Annotated in this window: 2 protein-coding genes; both read left to right on the top strand. The window is 27.8% G+C overall.

What is annotated here, in order from left to right:
- A partial coding sequence (locus N3D17_07835) for a hypothetical protein (protein MCX8083272.1) occupies nucleotides 1-215 on the top strand: 215 nt, incomplete at its 5' end.
- Nucleotides 199-588: a hypothetical protein gene (locus tag N3D17_07830; protein MCX8083271.1), complete on the top strand. Its 390-nt coding sequence runs from the start codon at nucleotides 199-201 to the stop codon at nucleotides 586-588. The genes N3D17_07835 and N3D17_07830, both read left to right, overlap by 17 nt.
- Nucleotides 589-681: the final 93 nt, after the last annotated feature.

Genomic DNA, 681 nt, shown 5'->3' with positions numbered 1-681 from the left:
GTAGAGAACTTGATAAGATAATAATGGGAGAGATTTTAGGATTGACTGAAGATGAACAACTCGAGGTATATCGGACAGTAGTAGATTTAGTTAAGTCAAGAATAGAAAAAGCCAAGAGTGTTAAAAAGAAAAATATAAAAGAAGGTATAGATATAGATATTTTGAGGAATACTATTATTAGGAAAATAAAAGAAAAAAATGAAAACTATAGGTGAATTTTATAAAGAAAAAATTCTTTCTTTACCTAAAAAATTGCTCACTAGGATAATTCTTCCAGAAAATTCATCCGAAATTAAAATAGAAAAAAGACTGTTTAAGTGGGAATTAAGATGCGAAAAAGAAGTTTTAGAGTGTGAATCAGAAGAAGAGGCAAGGTATTTAAAAATATTTGTTGAATCTGGATTGAGAGAGGTTTATATTCCTAAAGACAAAAATTATTTAAAACAAATTTTACCAGAACTGGAAAATTTAAAAAAGGACATTGATGAAATAATAATTTTTTATACAAGTGGACTTTTAAATAAAAAAATAAAAGAGAAAGTAATAAGTGAAGTTTATAAAGAAATTATAAAGTATGATGAAGAGTGAAATCAAAACCGGTTACAACTTAAATAGACCTTTGAAGCCGAGGAATGCCAAACTCATAAGTCCTGTAAGGATGAATGCAATGGGAACCCCTCT

The sequence above is a fragment of the bacterium genome, from assembly GCA_026414725.1.
Lineage (GTDB): Bacteria > Ratteibacteria > UBA8468 > B48-G9 > JAFGKM01 > JAAYXZ01.
The sequence above is the reverse complement of the archived record's forward strand: the minus strand, read 5'-3'. Positions and strand labels throughout refer to the sequence as shown.